Annotated in this window: 14 protein-coding genes; 13 read left to right on the top strand and 1 reads right to left on the bottom strand. The window is 49.9% G+C overall.

All coding sequences use genetic code 11. The annotated features are described in order from the left end of the window. The first annotated feature begins 1,089 nt into the window (after positions 1-1,089). The 13 genes from ACO0LH_RS24660 (at position 1,090) to ACO0LH_RS24600 (ending at position 17,488) form a co-directional block, all read left to right on the top strand. A complete protein-coding gene (locus tag ACO0LH_RS24660; protein ID WP_422943790.1) occupies positions 1,090-2,883 on the top strand; it encodes an ABC transporter substrate-binding protein in 1,794 nt (597 codons plus the stop codon). A gap of 67 nt (positions 2,884-2,950) precedes the next feature. Next, positions 2,951-4,831, top strand: a complete 1,881-nt coding sequence (locus ACO0LH_RS24655; protein ID WP_422943789.1) for an ABC transporter substrate-binding protein — start codon at positions 2,951-2,953, stop codon at positions 4,829-4,831. Positions 4,832-4,894: 63 nt separating this feature from the next. Next, complete coding sequence (locus tag ACO0LH_RS24650; protein ID WP_422943788.1) at positions 4,895-5,833, top strand: ABC transporter permease; 939 nt, start codon at positions 4,895-4,897, stop codon at positions 5,831-5,833. Between the two features lie 8 nt (positions 5,834-5,841). Beyond that, complete coding sequence (locus tag ACO0LH_RS24645; protein WP_422943787.1) at positions 5,842-6,948, top strand: ABC transporter permease; 1,107 nt, start codon at positions 5,842-5,844, stop codon at positions 6,946-6,948. Positions 6,949-6,957: 9 nt separating this feature from the next. After that, entirely contained in the window at positions 6,958-8,658 is a 1,701-nt protein-coding gene (locus ACO0LH_RS24640) for an ABC transporter ATP-binding protein (RefSeq protein ID WP_422943786.1), read from the top strand. 104 nt (positions 8,659-8,762) lie between these two features. Next, positions 8,763-9,314: an NUDIX hydrolase gene (locus tag ACO0LH_RS24635; protein WP_422943785.1), complete on the top strand. Its 552-nt coding sequence runs from the start codon at positions 8,763-8,765 to the stop codon at positions 9,312-9,314. A 282-nt stretch (positions 9,315-9,596) separates the two neighbouring features. After that, on the top strand, positions 9,597-10,391 hold the full coding sequence (fabI, locus tag ACO0LH_RS24630) for an enoyl-ACP reductase FabI (protein WP_422943784.1): 795 nt from the start codon (positions 9,597-9,599) through the stop codon (positions 10,389-10,391). 255 nt (positions 10,392-10,646) lie between these two features. Further along, positions 10,647-11,816, top strand: a complete 1,170-nt coding sequence (gene bcsZ / locus ACO0LH_RS24625; RefSeq protein WP_422943783.1) for a cellulose synthase complex periplasmic endoglucanase BcsZ — start codon at positions 10,647-10,649, stop codon at positions 11,814-11,816. 423 nt (positions 11,817-12,239) lie between these two features. After that, entirely contained in the window at positions 12,240-13,703 is a 1,464-nt protein-coding gene (locus tag ACO0LH_RS24620; protein ID WP_422943782.1) for a DEAD/DEAH box helicase, read from the top strand. 274 nt (positions 13,704-13,977) lie between these two features. After that, on the top strand, positions 13,978-15,036 hold the full coding sequence (selD, locus tag ACO0LH_RS24615) for a selenide, water dikinase SelD (protein ID WP_422943781.1): 1,059 nt from the start codon (positions 13,978-13,980) through the stop codon (positions 15,034-15,036). A 54-nt stretch (positions 15,037-15,090) separates the two neighbouring features. Then, complete coding sequence (gene tal / locus ACO0LH_RS24610; protein ID WP_422943780.1) at positions 15,091-16,026, top strand: transaldolase; 936 nt, start codon at positions 15,091-15,093, stop codon at positions 16,024-16,026. Positions 16,027-16,096: 70 nt separating this feature from the next. Next, entirely contained in the window at positions 16,097-16,738 is a 642-nt protein-coding gene (locus ACO0LH_RS24605) for a CatA-like O-acetyltransferase (protein WP_422943779.1), read from the top strand. Between the two features lie 57 nt (positions 16,739-16,795). Then, positions 16,796-17,488 carry a tetratricopeptide repeat protein gene (locus ACO0LH_RS24600; RefSeq protein WP_422943778.1) on the top strand — a complete coding sequence of 231 codons (693 nt, stop codon included), beginning with the start codon at positions 16,796-16,798 and terminating at the stop codon, positions 17,486-17,488. Between the two features lie 17 nt (positions 17,489-17,505). On the opposite strand, the gene ACO0LH_RS24595 is transcribed toward ACO0LH_RS24600, so the two are convergent. Next, positions 17,506-19,140 (bottom strand): DUF342 domain-containing protein, encoded by a 1,635-nt coding sequence (locus tag ACO0LH_RS24595; protein ID WP_422943777.1) that lies wholly within the window; start codon positions 19,138-19,140, stop codon positions 17,506-17,508. Positions 19,141-19,186 lie beyond the last annotated feature (46 nt).

Below are 19,186 nucleotides of genomic sequence, written 5' to 3'. Positions count from 1 at the left end.
CTTCCATGGCCTTGCGCGCTAGTCCAGATACCAGTGCCCATACCACCAGCACGTGAAATAATATGACCAGCCCTAAACCGACAAACTTCTTGCCCGGCTCTTGCTGGCGATTTGAAAAATCCATTCCTGCTCCTCCACTACCACAAGGTCTACTGTTTGACGCAAGTCAAAACAACTCAAACAAAAAAGTGATTATAAAGGCTGTGCATCAGTAAAAAGCCATACCGACACAAAACCACTTATAAATTCATAAGCAGCAGGCTCACCAAAATATAAATCGCGCTTTATTGTAAAACTGACTTATTTAATTCTGCCTGCGACCTTAGTCTCAAGTCTTACAAGTTCAATCAACAATTGACCAGGTAATAAAATTATTAAACTATTTTTATCGCTTGCTTAATGAATTATTCAAACGACTTATCCAAACATCAGGAATGCAATAATTCAATTCACAAGCAACACAGAAATTCCATTTTTGCGTCGTCATACTGCTAATAAATTAACTTACAGACATTTCATTTACACATCAAGAATTCAAGAATGTAAAAAAATGCTTTTTCATATCTGAAAAATGTAAATTTATCCGTCAGAAAATTTTCTGAAGGCGCATAAAACCACTTATGCCAATAGACTGTCAAGTGCTTTACCAGAACAGCCGTCAAAAAAACAACATGGCGCATTTTGCCAAAAAATCCCCCGCAAAGGAAACCTAATTTCTTGTGCTATGCAGCATAAAAATAGTGCAAGCATGATTGTTTAAGCATCTTTCCATCGATAAATTTGCCGGCCATGTTGCGCACCAAAATTTAATTTTTTTTGGCATGCTTTTTGCGATCAAAACTATCTAAAGTTGTGACAAAAGTTTTCATCCTGATTACGCAGAGCAATAAATTTCGATACGAAATGGTGCATTTTTTTTCGTTTTTCGCATAAAGAAACCTTATTAGAAAAAATTTTGCACATTTACGGTGCTTCACTTGAAATAAAAATTTTCTTTCTGTACGCATGCGCATGAAGACTTGCGTTATGGTTACGGCTTTTTTAGAGCTTCTCTAAAGATAGATTTATCCCGAATACGAGGTATCTGAAATGCCAAACCAAGTTAAGACAATAATATCTGTCTTCGCCCTGCTGATCCTGCTAGTCACGACAGGTGCATCGCATATAGTGTTTGCCAGCAACCCGGCCGACACGACCAAGCTGGTCCGGCAGGCATTTGAAGCTGCCGATGACGGTTTCGATATGGCTAAAACACAAAACTTCTATTCCGGCTGGGTAAGTGAAGCAATTTTCGAACCACTACTGAGTTATGACTATCTGGCCCGCCCTGCCCAGTTGATTCCTGCTACAGCTGAAGCGATGCCTGAAATCAGTCAGGAAGGCAAGGTATTCGTTTTTAAAATAAAGCCCGGCATTTACTTCGCCCCCGACCCGGCTTTCAAAGGCAAGAAGCATGAACTAACGGCACAGGACTATATCTACACCTTCAAACGGGTACTCGACCCAGTTAATCGCTCACCACATGCCAGCTTCATCATGGGGAAAATTGTTGGGCTTGATGATGTCGCCACAAAAGCAAAGAAGACTGGCAAGTTTGATTACGATACCCCTGTTGCTGGCTTGACCGCACTGGACAAGTACACACTCAGAATCGAATTAAACGCGACTGACTACAATTTTCTGTATGTCGTTGCCTACGGCGGTTTTGGTGCCGTCGCCAGAGAGGTAATAGAAACCTATGGCGAACAGACTGGTCTTCATCCGGTAGGTACCGGGCCTTACATGATAGAAAAATATATGCCACGCAGCAAAATTTTGCTGACAGCCAACCCTGAATACCGTGGTTATACCTGGAACTTCAAATCGACAGGCAGTCCGCAGGATGAAGAAATTGTCAGACAGATGAAGGGTAAAAAGATGCCGCAAGTCGGCAAAGTCGATATCAGCATCATTGAAGAAGAACAATCACGCTGGCTGGCATTTCAGGATGGCCAGCTCGACATCGATAAATTACCGCAAAGTGCCGCTACCGCAGCCCTGGATGGCACGGAACTGAAGCCAGAGTTAAAAGCGCTTGGTATAAAAATGGACAGGGTAACCGACGCAGGTAACACCTTTACCATCTTCAACATGCGTGATCCGGTAGTTGGCGGTTATACAAAAGAAAAAATTGCCCTGCGCCGCGCAATCGGGATGGCCTACAGCTACGCCGACGAAATTGCCCAGATGCGCCTGGGGCAGGCCATCAGGTCTGAAATGATCATACCGAAAGATATCGTTGGTTATGATCCCAATTATCGTAGCAGCCTCACTTACGATATTGGCCTTGCCAACAAATTACTTGATTACTTTGGCTACAAACGCGGCGCAGACGGCTATCGCACCAACCCTGACGGCAGTGCTTTAATCATCAAGAAGACCATGGAACCGGCAGCCCTCTTTAAGGTCCAGGCAGAAATATATAAACGCGGTCTCGACAAAATTGGTGTGCGTATTGAATTTCAGGTCAGTAATTTTGCCGACAACCTGAAAGCCGCATCTGCCTGCAAATTGTCCATGTGGAATGGTGCATGGAATGCTGATTTCCCTGATGGCGAAAATTTCCTGCAATTATTGTATGGCCCGAAAGCTGGTAGCGGCAACCATGCCTGCTATGAATCTGCCGCCTATGATGCCTTGTTCCGCAAGGCTGTTTCGATGCCACTGGGGCATGAACGCAATATGGTATATCAACAGATGAACCGCCAGATCGAAGCAGATACGCCGTGGATCATACATACCATGCGCATACGCAGCTGGCTTTACCGCCCCTGGATCACCGGATATAAAAAGCACCCTATCATGCATTCCGACTGGGCTTATATCGATGTTGAAAAACATTGACGCCCAAGCGTTTCCGGATTTCCCAGATAGCGTCGACACCATCTATTTTGAGCAGGAGAATTTGTAAATGAAGTTACCTCATCCGTTTCATCGCCGCCCGTCAGCAGACAAACCAGGCAAAACAGGCATGGCAATATGTCTGTCGCTTGCTGGCCTGATGTCGCTGGCTGTGTCACTACAGGCGACTGCTGCCAACAATGCCAATACCGCCGGTGCGAGTAGCAGCAATGCTGCCTTTGCTGATCCGGAAAAAATCTTGCGCACCATCTTCCCCGTTGCAGAAACGGGCTTTGATCCAGCCGCTACCCGCGACCTGTATTCAAACGCAATCAATGAGGCAATTTTTGAACGCCTGTTCACCTATGATTATCTGGCCAGCCCGGCCAAGATCATTCCGGAAACCGCAGACGGCATGCCGGAAATCTCAGCCGATGGCAAGACCTACACCATCAAATTGAAGAAGGGAATTTACTTTACGCCTGACGCTGCCTTTGAAGGCAAAAAGCGTGAATTGACGGTGGACGATTATGTGTATTCGTTCAAACGCATCATGGACCCGAAAATAGCGTCCAGCCATGTCTGGTTACTGGAGGACAAAATCGTCGGGCTCGATCAACTGGCTGCCGAGGCAAAGAAATCAGGCAAATTTAATTATTCCGCCAAAGTACCCGGTCTGGAAGTCGTCGATAAATATACCTTGCGTATACATCTGACGCGCCCTGATTTCAACCTGCCCATGATATTGGCTTACACGGCCATGTCTGCCGTGTCACGTGAAGTCATAGAAAAATACCAGGATTTGCAAGGTGCAGCGATGGCGAACCCGGTTGGCACCGGCGCTTTCAAACTGACTGAATGGGTGCGTGGCTCAAAAATGGTATTGGACGCCAACCCGGATTATCACGTCAACATCTGGGATTTCCAGGCCAGTTCAGACGCCAACGATCAAAAAATAATTGCCGCCATGAAGGGCAAGCGCATGCCGCAGTTGGGGCGTGTTATCGTCAATGTGATACTGGAAGACCAGTCACGGCTGCTGGCTTTCCAGAAAGATGAAGTCGACTTGTTCCAGCTCTATGGTGGCCTGGCCCCGCAGGTAATGAACGGGCCGAAACTGAAGCCTGAACTTATCAAGCGCGGCGTGCAGATGTCCCGCATCATCGATCCGGAACTGACAATCTATTACTGGAATATGCAAGACCCGGTATTCGGCGGCTTAAGCAAGGAAAAAATTGCCCTGCGCCGTGCCATGGCGATGGCGCACAATGTTGAAGAAGAAATTCGCATCGTTGACAATGGTCAGGCAGAACCCCTGCAATACCCGATTCCTCCAGGCGTTGTCGGCCATGACCCTAATTACAAGAGCAGTGTGCAATACAACCCGGCAGCAGCGAACGCCTTACTGGATAAATTCGGCTATAAAAAGGGCAAGGACGGCTATCGCACTTTGCCCGATGGCAGTCCCATGGAAATTGTCCACACTGCACAAACTGAATCGCGCGGACACTTGCAGGCCGAAGTCTGGAAGAAATCCTATGACGGCATAGGTATCAGGATGCGTGCTGAATTCCGTCCCTTTGCAGAAATCCTGAAGGCAGAAAAACAATGCCAGTTGATGCAGCGGATATCACCGTGGATAGCTGACTATCCTGACGGCGACAATTTCATGCAACTGTTCTATAGCAAGAACATACATATGAACAACAATGGTTGCGTCACGATACCCGAATACGACACGCTGTATGAGCAATCGCAAAAACTCCCCCCAGGGCCGGAACGTGACTTGCTGTATCACAAGATGACCCGCATCATGGAACTCTATGCAGCACAGAAAATAGGCTATGCGCGCTACCGCATCATGCTGGCACAACCTCGTGTGATCGGGTACAAAAAACATCCGATCATGCATATCGAATGGATGCAGATTGATATGGAAAAAAATAAATAATGAATCAATGGATTGCATATCTCCAATGCCTGCACCTGAAATTTTGAAAAACGAGAGACAAACATGACCGCTTATATTCTGCGCCGCTTATGGCAGATGGCACCAACGATGTTGGGTGTCATTCTGTTGGTGTTTTTTCTGTTTAACTGGGTGGGTGGCGACCCTGCCTACATCCTGGCTGGCAAGATGTCGAATGCCGAACAAATTGCCAATATCCGCACCCAGTTGGGCATAGACCAGCCTTATTACGTGCAGTTGTGGATCTTCATCAAGCAAATTGCGACTTTCAACTTCGGCAATAGCTGGAGTACCGGTGAAGCCGTCTCCTCCATCATAGGCACACGTCTTGGCCCTTCGCTGACAGTGCTGATACCGCTGACGATCATCGAAACCCTGATTGCGATCGCACTGGCGCTGGCCATTGCGTTCAAGCGCGGTTCATTCACAGACCGTTCAGTGATGATTGCCTGCACCATGGGCATGTCGGTCAGTATTCTGGTCTACATCATCGTGGGTCAGTATTTCTTCGCATACAAACTGGGCATGTTCCCAGTACAGGGCTGGGGCAATAGTTTTGCTGAGAACCTGTTCAAGTATTCTGCCCTGCCCATACTGATTGCACTTGCTGTCGGTGTCGCGCCTAACCTGCGGCTGTTCCGCACCTTTGTGCTTGATGAGGTCAACCAGGATTATGTGCGCACGGCGCGCGCCAAGGGTGTTTCAGAAAGCCGCGTGAAGTGGGTGCATGTCTTGCGCAATGCGTCGATCCCCATCATCACCCATGTCATGTCGAATTTGCCGGCTTTGCTGATTGGTGCCTTTCTGATTGAACGTTTTTTCTCCATCCCCGGCATAGGCCGTGAGGTGATTCTGGCGGTGGAGCGCAGTGACTTTCCTGTCATCAAAGCCATTACCGTGTATGTGGCTGCTGCCACCATGTTCTTTAATTTGTTGACCGATCTGTTGTACCAGGCGGTTGATCCACGTGTACAGTTGAAATAGGATCACTCATGAGCACAACTACAACAAATCAAACTGTTTCACCGGGTTTATGGGCATTGGCCTGGCGCCGTCTGCGTTCGGACAAAGTCGCCATGTTTGCCATGGCAATCGTCATCGCTTTCCTGGTGACCCTGGTGCTGTCGGCCACTGGTGTCATCGCCAGCGACTGGGAAAAAGAAAGCGGCGTCAGTTATGCGCCACCAGGCTTTGTCGGTGCCGATACCGGCCCGGTTGCCAAAATCGAAGTAGAAGCACCACCGCCAGAAAACCCGCTTGATCCGCTGGCCGATGTCATCCGTGAACTGCGCAAGCAACCAGATAGTGCGCAAGTAGTGATCGTCAATGACTACGGTATTGCTGACCCGCTGGAAAAAGAAATGACGGAAATCCGTGCAGAACTGGCCAAATCCGGCAAGGCAGATGTTGGTGTACGTCTCACCACCCTGCCCTTTGGCGCTGACAAGTGGGGGCATGACATCATCAAGAAAACCATCAAGGGTGCAGAGACTTCCATCGTCGTTGGTCTCGTGGCAGCATTTCTGGCAACGCTGCTGGGCACTTTGTTTGGTGCACTGGCAGGCTATTTCGGTGGTAAAACCGATGATTTCTTTAACTGGTTCTACAGTATCTTCACGTCCATCCCCTATCTGCTGCTGATTCTTTCTGTGGCTGCGGTATTACAGCAAAAAGGGGTGACCACCATCATCCTGATCCTGGCCTTCACCGGCTGGACCGGCCCTTTCCGCCTGATCCGTGCTGAATACATGAAGCATAAGGCGCGTGAATATGTGTGGGCAGCAGATGCCATTGGCGCCTCACATCTGCGCAAGATGTTTGTGCATATCTTCCCCAATGTCAGCCACGTGGCACTGGTACAGGTATCCATTCTTGTAGTGGGCTTTATCAAGTCAGAAGTTATCCTGAGTTTCCTGGGTTTTGGCGTGCCGGTTGGCGTGGTGTCCTGGGGCAGTATGCTCAATGAAGCGCAAAATGAATTGATTTTGGGTAAATGGTGGCAACTGGTTGCCGCAACCGCAGCGATGGCTGTGCTGGTGACAGCCTTCTCATTGTTCACCGATGCCTTGCGCGATGCGCTTGACCCCAAGCTGAAATAAGGAAACACCATGAGCCAAGATAATCAACATCAAGCTTTGCTGAAAGTAGAAAACCTGCGCGTGTCTTTCCGCATCAATAAAAAAGACAGCGTGGAAACCGTCAAGGGGATTTCGTTTGAAATACCTCGCAATTCCACCGTTGCTCTTGTCGGTGAATCGGGCAGCGGCAAATCGGTCAGCTCACTGGCCGTCATGGGTCTGCTGCCGCCAGATACATCCAGCATCGCTGCTGACAGCAAAATCATTTTTGAAGGCCGCAGCCTGCTGGAACTGAGCATCGCTGAAAGACGTGATCTGTGTGGTAAAGAAATATCCATGATTTTTCAGGAGCCGATGACCTCGCTGAATCCAGTCTTCACGGTCGGTTTCCAGATCGCAGAAGTCTTGCGGCTACATATGGGCATGGATGCCAGACAAGCGCGCAAGCGCGCGATAGAATTACTGGAAGAAGTTGGCATTCCTGACCCTTCCAATAAAATCGATGCCTACCCCAGCCAGATGTCTGGCGGCCAGCAGCAAAGGGTGATGATCGCCATGGCGATTGCCTGTGAACCGAAATTGCTGATCGCTGATGAACCGACCACGGCCCTTGATGTCACCATACAAAAGCAGATCATTGACCTGATCGATGCCCTGCGTATCAAACACAAGATGTCCGTACTGTTTATTACGCATGACCTGGCGCTGGTCGGTGAAATTGCCGACCATGTCATCGTCATGCGCAATGGTGAAATCCGTGAAGCCGGTACGGTAGAGCAGATTTTTGAAAACCCGAAAGATACCTATACCCAGGCCCTGCTGCACTGCCGCCCGACACTCGATACCCGTCCATGGCGCTTGCCGGTGATTGCTGATTTCATGAACAACAATGGTGCCCTGGTTGATCAAAAACAGCGTCCGCGCGGTTTGACAGGCAATGAAGACATCGTGCTGGAAGTGAATAATCTTGGCAAAAGCTTTTATTCACGTGAAGGTTTCTTTGGCAAGAAAGAATTCAAGGCAGTCGAAGGTGTTTCTTTCAAACTGGCCCGCGGCAAAACCCTGGGGGTGGTGGGTGAATCAGGTTCCGGCAAGACCACGGTCGGCCTGACCCTGATGCGCCTGCATCAGGCAACGTCTGGTCAGGCCCTGTTTGAAGGCAAAGACATACTCGCCATGTCGAACAAGGAATTCCATCATTACAAACGCCGCATACAGATCATTTTCCAGAACCCCTATGCCTCGCTGAACCCGCGCTTTACCGTAGGGCAGATTTTGATGGAACCCATGCACATCCACAACATCGGTGCCAACGATGGTGAACGCTCTGCCATGGCTTATCAGTTGCTGGAAAAAGTCGGCTTGCCCACCGCTGCTTTCCATCGCTATCCGCATGAATTTTCAGGCGGACAAAGACAACGCATTGCCATTGCACGCTGCCTGACCATGAAACCGGAAGTGCTGGTCTGCGATGAATCGGTATCGGCACTCGACGTGTCAGTGCAGGCGCAGGTGCTCAATCTCTTGCAGGATTTGCAGGAAGAGTTTGGTCTGTCTTACATCTTCATTTCACATGACCTGGCTGTGGTGAAATATATCGCCGATCAGGTCATGGTAATGAACAAGGGCAAGGTGGTCGAACTGGCCAATTCCGATGACTTGTACCTGAACCCTACCCAGGCTTACACCAGGACTTTGCTTAACGCCATTCCAAAAGGCTTGCAACACTAGGCTTTCGCCATGCCAGACTGTCTCGCGCTTTGCCTGATCATGGCAGGGCGCGAAACAGACCAGCGGACAGGGCATGCTTACAAAAACCAGATCACCATATCCCCATGCAAGACCAGCTCATCGTTTTACTCAAAGCGCACCAGCCTGCTGACGCTACTGAGGCCGCACACCTGCAAAAGACGCTGGATTTTGTCACCCGCACTGAAAAATGCTGTAGCCGCCAAACCCTGGCAGGTCACGTGACAGCATCGGCCTGGATATTGTCGCCGGACAGGACACGCGCCCTGCTGACCCATCATAAAAAGTTGAACCGCTGGTTGCAGCTTGGTGGCCACATGGACGCTGATGATGCCAGTGTACAAGCCGCTGCTACCCGCGAAGCACAGGAAGAAAGCGGCATGCATGACTTGCATTTGGTGCACAGCGCGCTGTTTGATGTTGATGCACATAACATACCCGCCAGACAAAACGAACCTGAGCACTATCATTACGACTTGCGCTTCCTGTTACAGGCACAGCGGCTTGACTTCTCTGTCAGCGAAGAATCACACGATCTTGCGTGGGTAGATTTATCGACCTTAACGGATGAAAAAAACAATATCTCCATCAGTCGCATGGCAAAAAAGACATTGCAAACAAAGCATGATGCAAAATAAACAATTGAATCTATCAGTAAGTATTTGCCCGATTCACCCTTAACATCTACAATTCCGTCCTGTTGTGGGAGTACATGCTTTACACTTCGCCACAAAACCCGTTTAGCTGGACCTATTAGAGAGACGGAAGTGTCTGAAATTTCACCTGTTCGCAGCTATGGCAAATCAATAGCAACGCGGGTCGTGTTTCTGATCTCTTCCAAAACCAAAGCACAATCCTGATGCATAGTCGCAAGGCCTGGCCTGACAAAGCAGCAGCTTGTGTTTATATCTGGAGTCAACATGGCATTTCTGCAAGGCAAAAAAATTCTGATCACCGGTTTGTTATCCAACCGCTCCATCGCTTATGGCATTGCCCAGGCCTGTAAGCGTGAAGGCGCAGAACTGGCATTTACCTATGTAGGTGATCGGTTCAAGGACCGCATCACTGATTTTGCTGCCGAATTCGACAGCAAACTGATATTTGACTGCGATGTTTCCAGCGACGAACAAATCGACGCCGTGTTCGCTGACCTCGGCAAATCCTGGGATACCCTGGATGGCCTGGTACATGCCATAGGCTTTGCACCACGCGAAGCCATTGCTGGTGAATTCCTTGATGGTTTCTCGCGCGAAGCCTTCCGTATTGCCCATGATATTTCGGCATACAGCTTCCCGGCACTGGCAAAAGCTGCCCTGCCTCTGTTAAAGGCTGATTCTGCTTTGCTGACCTTGTCTTATCTGGGCGCCATCCGTGCTATCCCGCATTACAACACCATGGGCATGGCCAAGGCTTCACTGGAAGCCTCAGTACGCTACCTGGCAGAAAATCTGGGTAAAAAAGGTATACGCGTCAACGGTATTTCAGCCGGCCCGATCAAAACCCTGGCTGCCAGTGGCATTAAAGACTTCGGTAAATTGCTGGGCTTCGTTGCTGAACATGCGCCACTGCGTCGTAATGTGACCATTGAAGATGTAGGTAATACCGCCGCCTTCCTGCTGTCACCACTGGCAAACGGCATCACTGGCGAAATCACCTATGTCGATGGCGGTTTCTCGCATGTCATGGGCTTGAATTCAGATTCTTATGACCACTAATCTGAAAATTTGAGTCAAGAAGACTGATTCAAACTGCTTCAAACATGAACAAGGCAGGATGCATGACATGCGTCCTGCCTTGTTTCTTTAAGGCGTTACACCGTCTTAGCATTGTCCGCCCCAGGCAAGTCAGCTTGGTCCAGGCGGTAAAATACCGGGCAACACAATTTTGATGCGCAATTCACACGCATTGACTTACACTTTCACCTGTAAACCCGTTCGCATTATTTGTATTGCCCAAACAAAAGCATGCTTATGACAATTCTCAGTGCAGCCTGGTCAAGAAATACATTGCTGGTGATGACCCTCATCGTAGGTACCGTGTTGCGTAATGGTAGCGCCCTGGCAGCTTCGTGCAATGAAGCCTGGCCAGCCTGGGATCATTTTAAAAAGACCTTCGTCGCCGAAGATGGCCGTGTCATAGACCACAGTGGCACGCGCAAGCCCACGACATCTGAAGGTCAGGCCTATGCCCTGTATTTTGCGCTGACAGCAAATGATACAGCGGCTTTCCAGCGTATTTTGACGTGGACAGAGAACAATCTGGCTGGCGGCGACATGACTGTCCGGCTGCCTGCCTGGCAATGGGGTCAAAAAGAAGACAATAGCTGGGGCATCATAGACAAAAACCCGGCGTCGGATGCTGACTTGTGGATCGCCTATACCCTGGGTGTGGCTGGTGAAGTGTGGAAGGAAAAACGTTATTCCGCCCTGTCAAGCCTGATCGCGCAAAGGATATTGAATGAAGAGACTTCAGACATCCCCGGTCTTGGCCTGAGTTTATTACCAGCACCAACAGGCTTTGTCCTGCCCGGCGATCAATGGAAACTCAATGCCAGTTATGTGCCCATACAATTATTGCGCTGGTTTGAAAGCAAAGAAAAAGACGAGCGCTGGAAGCGCATGATCGCCCCCGCCATGCGTCTGATCGCCGGCAGCGCCCCAAAAGGTTATGCTGCCGACTGGATCATCTATGACAATCCGAAAGGGTTTCAGCCCGACAGCCAGGGTACAGAAAAAGGCCAGGGCGGCTATAACGCCATCAGAATTTACCTGTGGGCGGGCCTGATGGCAGAAAAAGACCCGGAACGTGCCAAGCTGCTCAAGCAGTTGCGCCCCATGTCAACACTGATAGAGAGCAAGGCATTCCCACCTGAATTCATCAATATCATGACCGGCGACATCAACGGCCCCGGTACTGCCGGCTTTTCTGCGGCCATATTACCCTTCCTGCAGGCGCTGGATGCAAAAAAGGCCCTGGCGCAACAACAATTACGGCTGCAAGCCCAGCCCGTCAAGCCAGAAGCCTATTATGACCAGGTATTGTCATTATTCGCACTGGGCTGGCAGGAAAAACGTTTCCGCTTTGACAAAGATGGCAGCGCCGATTTCTATTGGCAGCATTTTTGCTGGCGCAGGCGTTGAGTTTTAATCTCAAAAAGTACTGCATTTTCCTTAAAAATCCTGTATAGTCTCGTTTTTTGCGCTGCAATATAAATTTACAGCGCGAAACCAAGTAGCATCGCAAGCCTATGCATATCCAAGCACCATGTGGATAGCATGTAAAAGCCCTCCCGCCTCGCATGTCTGGTAGTAATCCATAGACATCATACCGGCGCAAAGCTTTTGTGCCGAAATTTCATTGTCGTCCCTTGTTGGATTTTCTGTGTTCATTTCGTTTGGTTGGCGCTGCATTGTTGCGCGCGTTAGTTTTGCTACGCGCAAATTAACACTGGAACTGATGCAAGATCGTTCCGGCAAGAGCATGCTGATCTGAACGGTATTAATTACCCTTCTAAAGTATGACGCTGCCGCATTTTGCACCGGTCCTCATTACGAAAGAAATTCATGACTTTTGAAGCACTAGGCCTACACGTCAACATCATCCGCGCTCTGACTGATTCCGGCTATACCAAGCCAACATCAGTACAAGAACAGGCAATCCCTGCCGCGATTGAAGGTCGTGACCTGATGGTCTCATCCCAGACCGGCTCCGGCAAAACTGCCGCTTTCATGTTGCCTGCCCTGCATAAACTGGTTACTGCTGAAGTTGTCAGCTATGACGCTGCCAGCAGCAAAACCCCGAATCAAGAACGTCAGGCTGCCCGTTCACGTGGCGACAAACCACGTTTCGTTGCTGCAAAACCAAAAATGCTGGTGTTGACACCAACCCGCGAACTGGCTTTGCAAGTCACTACAGCGACTGACAAATACAGCGCTTATTCACGCCGTATCAAGGCCGTGTCCATCCTGGGTGGCATGCCTTATCCTAAACAGATGCAATTGCTGTCCCGCAATCCAGAAATCCTGGTGGCAACACCTGGCCGTCTGATCGACCATATGGAATCCGGCAAGATCGATTTCTCTGAACTGCAAATGCTGGTTCTGGATGAAGCTGACCGCATGCTGGACATGGGTTTCATCGACGACATCGAAAAAATCGTTGCTGCCACACCTCCTACACGTCAAACCATGTTGTTCTCTGCAACACTGGATGGCGTCGTCGGTAACATGGCAAAACGCATCACGACTGAGCCTCTGGTCATCCAGATCGCCGGTTCTGCCAGCAAGCATGAAAACATTCAGCAGCGCGTTCACTTTGTGGACGATCTGTCCCACAAAAACCGCATGCTTGATCACCTGCTGCGCGACACTACCGTCGACCAGGCCGTTGTATTTACAGCGACCAAACGTGATGCAGACACCATTGCTGACCGTCTGAACATTGCCGGTTTTGCTGCTGCTGCCCTGCATGGCGACATGCACCAGGGTGCACGTAACCGTACTCTGGACGCATTACGTCGTGGCACAGTACGCGTACTGGTTGCCACTGACGTCGCTGCCCGCGGTATTGACGTTCCGGCGATTACGCATGTATTCAACTACGATTTGCCTAAATTCCCGGAAGATTATGTCCACCGTATTGGCCGTACTGGCCGTGCCGGTCGTAAAGGCCTGGCAATTTCTCTGGTGAACCATGCTGAAGGCATGCACGTCAAACGTATCGAACGCTTCACCAAGCAATTGATTCCAGTCGATGTCATCGAAGGTTTTGAACCAAAGAAATCAGCAGCACCCGCACGCTCCGCTGCACGCAAGCCTAACGGCTGGAAACCAGGCGACAGTCGCAAAACCGGCGCAGGCGCAGGTGGTGGCGGTGGTTATGGCGCGAACAAGCCTGGCCAACGCAGCTTCAGCAAACCAGCTGGCGCTTCGACTGGTACCAGCGCTGGCCCTCGCAAAGAAGGCGGCGGCTATAAAGGCAATCGTTCGAATGACAGCGGTGCACGTCGTACATTTGGCGACTACTGATTGAATCACCGTGTAAATTAAGCGCGGTGCTCATTCTGAGCCTGTAATGCTCACCGTACTTTAGTACGGTTGCGCTTCTCAACTCAAACTGACACCGCTCGCTACACTGACACAGCGATTCCAGAGAAGTTTGTTTCCATGCAAACAGAAACAACATAGACATTGCTGCATAAGCAATATCATAGAAAAGCGATCACTTCGGTACTCGCTTTTTTTATACTTGTCGGTCCGGCGTATAATCATCTACTTCAGACAAGCATAAGCATACCAAGCCATGAGTAGCGAAACCGATCAGCAAATTCGTCTTACCTCATTTTCACATGGTGGAGGCTGCGGCTGCAAGATTGCACCTGGCGTGCTAGCCGAGATCCTGAAGAAATCCAGTGGATTCCCCGTTCCTGCCGCCCTGATGGTGGGCATAGAAACCTCGGACGATGCCGCTGTGTACAAGCTCAATGATGAGCAGGCACTCATTGCAACAACCGATTTTTTCATGCCCATCGTCGATGATCCCTATGATTTTGGCCGTATCGCTGCGACCAATGCCATTTCTGACGTATATGCCATGGGTGGCACGCCCATCATGGCGCTGGCCCTGGTTGGCATGCCCATCAATAAACTGCCGCTGGATGTCATCGGCAAGATTATCCAGGGCGGCGAAGCCATCTGCGCCGAGGCTGGCATACCAATCGCTGGCGGTCATACCATTGATTCCGTCGAACCTATCTATGGCCTGGTTGTCATGGGCCTGATTCACCCTTCCAGAGTCAAACGCAATGATGCTGCCAAGCCAGGCGACAAACTGATACTTGGCAAAGCTTTGGGCGTAGGCATTTTGTCCGCTGCCTTAAAGAAAGAGGCGCTGGATGAAGCCGGCTATGCCTGCATGATAGACAGCACCACCAGACTCAACAAGCCCGGACAAACGCTGTCAAGCTTGAATGCCGTCCATGCCATGACCGATGTGACCGGCTTTGGCTTGCTGGGACATTTACTGGAAGTATGCCGTGGCTCAGGTCTGGCGGCAAAGCTGAGCATGGCCGACATACCCTTGTTAAAGGGTGTACAACAACTGGCTCACGATGGCTATGTGACCGGTGCGTCTGCGCGCAACTGGGCAGCCTATGGTAGTGAGGTTCAACTACACCGTGACATCAGTGCCGCACAACATGCACTGCTGACAGATCCACAGACATCCGGTGGCCTGCTGGTTGCATGTGACCCCACGGCAGTTGATGCGGTTCTGACTATTTTCCGTGAAGCCGGTTTCTTGGATGCCGCAGTGATTGGTGATATTGTTACAGGCGAACCGGTAATTGAAGTAAACCCCTGATTGTTACTTTTTCATTTTCTGCACTTTCATTTGTATCCTCATTTGCTTACTACTATGAACCAACTAGAACAACTCAAGCAGTACACGACCGTCGTAGCCGATACAGGTGATTTTCAGGCGATACAGGCCTACACACCAAGGGATGCCACCACCAACCCGTCGCTGATACTGAAAGCAGTACAAAAGCCGGAGTATCTGCCTTTGCTGGAAAAAGCAGTCAAGGACACGGTGGGCAAATCCATTGATGAAACCATAGACCATTTGCTGGTCGCCTTCGGTTTGCAGATCCTGAATGTCATACCAGGCCGGGTTTCCACCGAAACCGATGCACGTCTGTCATTTAATACCGAAGCGACCGTTGCCAAAGGCCGTCAGTTGATCGCCATGTATGAAGCCGCAGGCATCCCGCGTGACCGCATCCTGATCAAGATCGCGTCTACCTGGGAAGGCATACGCGCCGCTGAGATACTGGAAAAAGAAGGCATACGCTGCAATATGACCTTGTTGTTCTGCCTGGCACAGGCGATTGCCTGCGCTGAAGCCGGCGCGCAACTGATTTCCCCTTTCGTGGGTCGTATTTATGACTGGTATAAAAAACAAACGGGCCAGGAGATTTTTGGTGCAGATGATCCGGGCGTCTTGTCTGTCAAGAAAATTTATGCCTACTACCGCAAATTTGGCTATGACACAGAAGTCATGGGTGCGAGCTTTCGCAACACATCACAAATCCTCGAACTGGCAGGCTGTGACTTGCTGACCATCAGCCCTGATCTGTTACAAAAACTCAGCGACAGCACCAGCAATGTCAGTCAGAAGCTCAGCAAGGAAATGGCACTGACATCGGATCTGGAAAAAGTCAGTATGGATGAAAAGACTTTCCGCTTTGAATTGAATGAAGATGCCATGGCAACAGAAAAACTGTCCGAAGGCATACGTGCTTTCTGCGCCGACACCGTCAAACTGGAAAAAATGATTGCCGCAATGCGTTGAGCAAGCAGCACTCACCAGCTATCATAGGGGCAGAATTTTCTGCCCCTTTTGTTTTTGACATGACCCCGATATGAAAAAACAGCTAGACCTGAACACCTGGAACCGGCGTGAACATTTCGCCTTTTTCTCGCAGCTTGATGAACCCTTCCATGGCCTCAATGCCAATGTCGATTGCGCCTGGGCATATCAACACTGCAAGGAAAACCAGCTATCGTTTTTCCTGTTCTACCTTCATAAGATCTTGCATGCCATCAACCATACGGATGCCATGCGTTACCGCATTGAGGATGGCAAGGTGTTTGATTATGCCGTCATCCATGCCAATGCCACCATACAGCGTGCTGATCACACCTTCGGCTTTTGCCCTATCTATTACGACGCTGACTTTACAAGCTTCGTCGCGCGGGCCAACCTGGCCATGGACGAGATTAAAAACAGCAGCGGCCTGTGCTTCAATGAGGAATGCGCGCGCGAAGATGTCATTCATTTTTCAGCGATACCCTGGATAAGCTTTACAGGCCTGACGCATGCCCGCCAGTTTGACCGCAAAGACAGCGTGCCCAAGATCTCTGTAGGCAAATTTTTCAGGCAGGATCAACGCCTGCTATTACCTGTCGCCAGCTTTGCCCATCACGGCCTTGTCGATGCCTACCATGTGCATCAATTTCTTGAGGCGCTCGAAAAATCGCTTGCGGGCGATGGCTCTTGCTAAAATAGCTTATATTGGCAATGCTGGCATTTTATGGTTGACCTGTTCAGTGAGACTGTCATGTACAAAGTAAGCAAGTATTTTCTTCCCCTGATTTTTGTCCTGGCTGCAGGCCTGACATTTGCTGATGATTTCAGCGATGGCGTCAGTGCTTACGAACAAGGTGATTTCCCCACCGCACTGGAATCATTCAAAGCCGCTGCCGCAAAAGGCAATGCTGACGCCCAGTTCAATCTGGGATTAATGTACCTGAATGCAGAAGGTGTGCCAGAAGACTACAAGCAGGCGATGTCCTGGTTTCAGCAATCAGCTGACCAGGGTAACGTCAGGGCACAGGTCAACCTGGGGCGCATGTATGCAAAAGGAAAAGCTGTTGTTTCGAATCATGGCATAGCCGCATCCTGGTTCAGGAAAGCCGCAGACCAGGGTTATGCAGATGCCCAATACAGCCTGGGTATACTGTACGTGACCGGCACAGGTGTGCCACGCGATTTTGCCAAAGCCAGGGAATTGTTTTTGAAAGCAGCAAATCAAAGCAATGCCAGCGGCCAGTATCAGATGGGCCTGATCTATCTCAAGGGCCGCGGGGTCGATATCAATATGGTGGAAGCCTATAAATGGCTAAGTCTTGCTGGTGACTATGATGACAGTGCCGTGTACCGGAAATTTGCTGAAGCAAAAATGACTAAAGAACAGGTCAGTGAAGCGTTGGCACTGGCACAGGCATGGAAACCGGAAAAGCCTGCGCAATAACACGCTGCATCGTTTGTTCAGACAATAATGATGTGCCCATCACGTAACTGGTAGTTGCCCGGCCCGGCATCTTCCTTGACTTGCCATTTCTGCTTGCCGATTTGAATTTCCACACCTTCATGGATTTTCTTGATGATTTTCACACTGGCCTTGTCGATTAATTCTTGCTGTTCTTCGAGAGCGGCAATGTCAGCATCAAGCTGATCAAGCTCGGCCAGTAAATACAGGCGTTTGGCCTCAACCTTTTCGCCAACCCCACCTGCGGCTTTTTGTGGGTGTGTGACGAAAAACGCCTGTAGTTTGATCAATTGATCAAGTTCAGCGGCCTTGCGGCCTATTTCATATTCCTTGCCGTGTATCTGCTCATCGACATAGGGATCAAAACCAACCTGTATCTGTGTTTTGGCACCTACCACTGCGCCCAGGGTAGCAGCTTCTATCAGTAGTGCTGCCTGGGTACGCCCACCCAAAATATTGCCCACACCGGAACCTGGCTTGCCGACGATAATTTCTTTTCTGGCGATTAATTCGCAATGCCTGGCATTTTGTTCAAGCTGGATGCTGTTGCCGGCTTCTATATGGGCATGCTCTGCAAATAAAGCCTGCACTGAGCCACCACATTTGATGCGCGAGGTAGCAGCGCTCAGATTTTGTGTACCTACTTTCTTTTCTGCAAGGCCAATGACACCACCTTTGACAGCAACATTACCACCCGCAATTATTTCTGCGGCCTCGACAAGTCCATCCACGATGACATCTCCCGTCACGCTCAGACGCATGCCTGCCTTGATATCACCGTCGACGTGTATGGTACCCTCAAAACTGATATTGCCTGTACTTAAATCGACATCGGGAACTTGCAGCACAGGGTTGACGATCACCCCATCCGGAACAAGCATGGGTTGCCCGCCATTTGTCGCCAGCAAGAGATCAGGATCACTCTCGGCAGGCGCGGCACCCTGTAATTGTGCACCAAAAGCCATTTCGGGCATGGGTTTGGCCAATATCACCTGGCCTTTGATATTCATGCCAAATTTGCCTGGTACAGGTGGTACACGGCGCATCAATTCATCGCCTGCATGAACCAGCAATAAATGGCTTAATTCCTGGAATTTGATGATTGCCAGTTCATCTCTCTGGTTGACGATATTTTTTTGGCTGCCAAACAAAGGTTCCAGACGCCCTGCCACACCTGGCCTTTCTGGCTCACCTTCGGCGATCAGCAAATGGGTACAGACCCCTGCGGCCAGTGCGGCATCAAGTTCGCCATGCAAAATCCCATGAATGATCCCTCCCTCGCGTAAAGCGTCGTTGACGGCATTGCCAATGGGCTTCCCGCCCTGTGCGGGGTGCAGGGTCAGCCACGCGGACAATAAGTCATCAGAAATTTCGAGGGAAAATTCGGCATCACGGCGCGCACCTATTTGCATACTCTGCTTATCTTTGCTTTCCCTGCACATTTTTGCAAAGTCTGACAATGCAGATGGATCTATGTAGTAGTGGGCGAATGCGCTTGCCTGCAATGCGGACTCAATAGCGGAGATGTCGGGCGGTGCGCTATTCTCTGCGGGTGCATATTCCATATGCAAAGTACCGGCAGTTTCGTCGACAAAGAACGACAATGTTATAGAAACAGAAAGCGGTTCGTTCACAGTGCTTCCTTTGAATGATGTCCCTATTTGAGTTTGCTCAGTAGCG

The sequence above is a fragment of the Undibacterium sp. TJN19 genome (assembly GCF_049339485.1).
GTDB lineage: Bacteria > Pseudomonadota > Gammaproteobacteria > Burkholderiales > Burkholderiaceae_D > Undibacterium.
The sequence above is the reverse complement of the archived record's forward strand: the minus strand, read 5'-3'. Positions and strand labels throughout refer to the sequence as shown.